This window comes from Bacillota bacterium (assembly GCA_040754675.1).
In the GTDB taxonomy this organism is placed as follows: Bacteria; Bacillota; Limnochordia; order Limnochordales; family Geochordaceae; genus Geochorda.
Genome location: JBFMCJ010000400.1, coordinates 1 through 3,805, shown reverse-complemented (window position 1 = coordinate 3,805; position 3,805 = coordinate 1). Strand labels below are relative to the sequence as shown.

At 70.5% G+C, this 3,805-nt stretch carries 4 protein-coding genes; all 4 read left to right on the top strand.

Annotated features, from left to right (window positions below; translation table 11 throughout):
* A partial coding sequence (locus tag AB1609_17760) for an aldo/keto reductase (GenBank protein ID MEW6048293.1) occupies nt 1–442 on the top strand: 442 nt, incomplete at its 5' end.
* Nucleotides 443–623: 181 nt separating this feature from the next.
* The gene (locus AB1609_17755) at nt 624–1,313 is read left to right on the top strand and encodes an MBL fold metallo-hydrolase (protein MEW6048292.1); all 690 of its coding nucleotides are present in this window, start codon (nt 624–626) and stop codon (nt 1,311–1,313) included.
* A 263-nt stretch (nt 1,314–1,576) separates the two neighbouring features.
* Nucleotides 1,577–2,680 carry a uroporphyrinogen decarboxylase gene (gene hemE / locus AB1609_17750; GenBank protein MEW6048291.1) on the top strand — a complete coding sequence of 368 codons (1,104 nt, stop codon included), beginning with the start codon at nt 1,577–1,579 and terminating at the stop codon, nt 2,678–2,680.
* Nucleotides 2,673–3,686 (top strand): ferrochelatase, encoded by a 1,014-nt coding sequence (gene hemH, locus AB1609_17745; protein MEW6048290.1) that lies wholly within the window; start codon nt 2,673–2,675, stop codon nt 3,684–3,686. The genes hemE and hemH overlap by 8 nt, the downstream gene beginning before the upstream one ends.
* Nucleotides 3,687–3,805: the final 119 nt, after the last annotated feature.

Sequence of the window (3,805 nt, the reverse complement as noted above, 5' to 3'; positions counted from 1 at the left end):
GCTCCACTCCAACCAGCCCCCGTACAGCCTGCTCGACCGGGGGATCGAGGGCAGCGTGCTGCCCTACTGCCGCGAGCACGGCATCGCCGTGCTGGTCTACAGCCCGCTGGCCCGTGGGCTCCTGACCGGCAAGTTTACGCAGTCCGCGACGTTCCCGCCGGGTGACAGCCGGGCCGAGGAACCCCGTTTCCAGGGTGAACAGCTTCGCCGCAATCTTCAGAAAGTGGAGAAGCTCAAGGTCCTGGCCGCCGAACTCGGCAAGACCGTCGCGCAGCTCGCCGTGCGGTGGGTGCTCGACCAGCCGGGCGTCACGGTCGCGCTGTGGGGCGCCCGCCGGCCCGGCCAGATCGCCGAGGCGGCTGGCGTGGCGGGGTGGACCCTCACGCCCGAGGTGCTGCAGCGTATCGAGGCCATCATGCAGGACGGGGCCGCCTCGTTGTGATGAATGAGGCCGACCCCGGATGGGCCCCAGGCGGAGATCCGGTTGAGCGGGAAGGGCAACGTGGAGGCGAGCGGAGGTGAGGGCAATGCGCCGGGGGGCTGCGGTCCGTGCCGCATCGCTACGCAGATGGTGGATCGGGCTCAGCCTGTTGGTGGCCGTGCCATCGGGAGGAGGGAGCATTTTGGCCTCCGAGGCTCCTGTCCGGATCGCCTGGTGCGGCCAGGCATGTTTCATTCTGGAGAGCGGGGGTTTTCGAGCCGTCCTAGACCCGATTCCGCCGACTCTGGGCTATCCACCGCTCAACGTGACGGCCGACCTCGTGACGGTCAGCCACGAGCACGGGGATCACAACCACGTCGCCGCCGTGGGCGGCGAGCCGCTAATCCTGCGGGGCCTGACGGGCGGGGGAAGTGGGTGGGCGACCATCGACCAGCGGGTGGGGCCCGTCCACGTGCGGAGTGTGCCCGCTTACCACGATGATGCTCAGGGAGCGAAGCGGGGGCGCAACGCGATCTTCATCCTGGAGTGGAGCGGCCTGAGGTTCGTCCACCTGGGTGATCTGGGCCACCTGCTGGACACGGCGGCGGTGCAGGCCATCGGTCGGGTTGACGTTCTCTTCGTACCGGTGGGCGGCTACTTCACCATCGACGCGGCCCAGGCCACGGCCGTGGTCGACCAGCTCAAGCCGGCCGTCGTGATTCCGATGCACTACCGCACGCCGGCGCTGGGCGGCAGGCTGCCCATCGCCACGGCGGAGGCCTTCCTGGCCGGCAAAGCGGCCGTCAGGCGCTTCGGGTCGAGCGTGGAGGTATCGCCCGGGAAGCTGCCGGGCAGGCGAGAGGTCTGGGCTCTGGCGCCGCCGGGGACGTAACCGTGCTGGGCGCCCTTGAGCGATTCGAGCAAGCCGGGGTTAAGTAGGGCGTCCGGCAAAACGGCTGCACATATCGGGCGGAGCGGCCAGCCGTGCAGGTGGCCATCGGCGGGCCTGGCCCGCGGGACATTGCTCCCTGGACAATCCTCGGTAGACACCACCGGTTCGGGGGCCTATAATCTCACCGGCTGAGGTTTGCTCAGGTTTACTCAGCTCTTGACACTCTCTGGCGGCAGGGCGCCAGGCAAAGGGGCATCCAACCGGTGGGAGATGGGCGGTTCCTGCAGGCATGCCGGCGTCAGCCGGCCCATCCCACCCCGGTCTGGTTCATGCGCCAGGCCGGGCGGTACCTGCCGGAATACCGCGCGCTTCGCGAGCGGATGAGCCTCCTGGAGATCGTGCACCGTCCCGAGGTGTGCGCCGAGGTGACGCTACAGCCCGTGCGGCGCCTCGGCGTCGATGCAGCCATCCTCTTTTCAGACATTTCCATCCTCTTCGAGGGGCTCGGGCTTCCCTTCGAACTCCAGGAAAACCGGGGGCCCGTGGTGCCCGAGCCGGTGCGTTCAGCTGAGCACGCCGAGCGGCTCGATCCTTCGGGCGTCGTGGAGCGCCTTCCTTTCGTCTTCGAGACCGTGCGGCTCCTGCGCGCCGAGCTCGACGTTCCCCTCATCGGGTTCGCGGGGGCGCCGTACACGCTGGCGAGCTACTTGATCGAAGGTGGGCCCTCGCGCACCTTCGCCCAGACCAAGCGGCTCATGCACGGCGACGCCGGTCTCTGGCACGCCCTGATGGAGCGCCTCTCGGCAGCGGCGGCGTACCTCTTGCGGGCGCAGGTCGAGGCGGGGGCTCAGGCGTTGCAGCTCTTCGACAGCTGGGTGGGGTCGCTTTCGCCGGCCGATTACGACGAGTTTGTGGCGCCGCACATGCGCCGGCTCTTCGAGGCGCTCGCCCCGCTGGGGGTGCCCACCATCTACTTCGGGGTCGAGACGGCCGGCCTTCTCGATCGCATGGCAGCAACTGGCCCGTCGGTTGTCGGGGTGGACTGGCGCATCGAGCTGGACGAGGCGTGGCGGCGGGTCGGGTACGACCGCGCCATTCAGGGCAACCTCGACCCGGCGCTGTTGCGGGCGCCCTGGCCCGTCATCGAAAGGCGCGCCCGGGCCATCCTGGCGGCCGCTGGCGGCCGGTCGGGGCACATCTTCAACCTGGGCCACGGCGTGCCGCCGGATGCCGACCCGTCGGTCGTCCAGCGCCTGGTCGCCCTGGTGCACCAGGCGACCGCGGCACCCACTGCACCAGCCGCATCCGTGGAGCCGAGGACAGCTGCGCGAGCGGGCGTTCACGGGGAGGCCGCCCGGGATGCCTGACGAACCGGCCCTTCGGGGCGTGCTGCTCATGGCGTACGGCAGCCCGGAGCGCGTCGAGGATCTGGAGGCCTACTACACCCACATCCGCGGCGGCCGGCCCCCTTCACCCGAGCTTCTAAGCGAGCTCCGGGCCCGCTACGAACGCATTGGCAGCCGTTCGCCGCTGGCGCAGGTCACCTTCCGGCAGGCGCAGGCCCTGGAGCGCCGCCTCAAGTGTGCCGGCGGCCGCCCCTGGAAGGTCTACGTGGGCATGCGCCACTGGCGGCCGTGGATCCTGGACGCCGTTTCGCAGATGGCCGCCGACGGCGTCCGGCAGGGCGTTGGCCTCGCCCTTGCGCCGCACGCTTCGCGGATGAGCACGGGCGCTTACCTTGAAGCCGCCCGGCGAGCGCTGGCGCAGATAGACGAAGCCGCACGCCCGGCGCTGCGCTTCGTCGAGAGCTGGGCCGATCACCCGCTCTTCGTGGAGGCGCTGGCGCGTCGGGTCCAGTACGCCCTCGAGCAGGCGGGTGTCACCGGCGTCGAGGCGGACGGCGCGGGGCGGGACGAGGTCGGGGACTGGGCTGTGCTCTTCACCGCGCACAGCCTGCCCGAGCGGATCCTGAGCTGGGGTGACCCGTACCCTCAAGAACTGGAGCGGACGTGCCGGGCGGTGGCGGCCCGGTTGGGGATCACCGGCGCCCGCTGGCGCTTCGCCTACCAAAGCCAGGGCCGGACGCCCGAACCGTGGCTGGGCCCCGCCCTGGACGACGTGCTGCGGCAGATGGCGTCCGAGAGCGTGCGGCGGGTCGTCGTCTGCCCTGCGGGCTTCGTGTCGGACCACCTGGAGGTCCTGTACGACATCGACGTCGAGGCCGCCGCTCTGGCGCGCCAGCTTGGCATCGAGCTTTTCCGCACCGACTCGCTCAACGACGCCCCCGATTTCATCGAAGCGCTCGCAGCGATTATCCTGAGCGACGGCGAGCGGGTCCCGAGCGACAGTGGCCGGGGGGCGGTGCGCCCGTGAGGGTGGCCATCGCGGGTGGCGGCATCGCGGGGCTCGCGGCCGCCAGAGCGCTGGTCATGGAGGCGGAGAGCGCAGGGCTGCCCCTGACCGTTGAGGTTTTCGAAGCCGCACCGCGATGG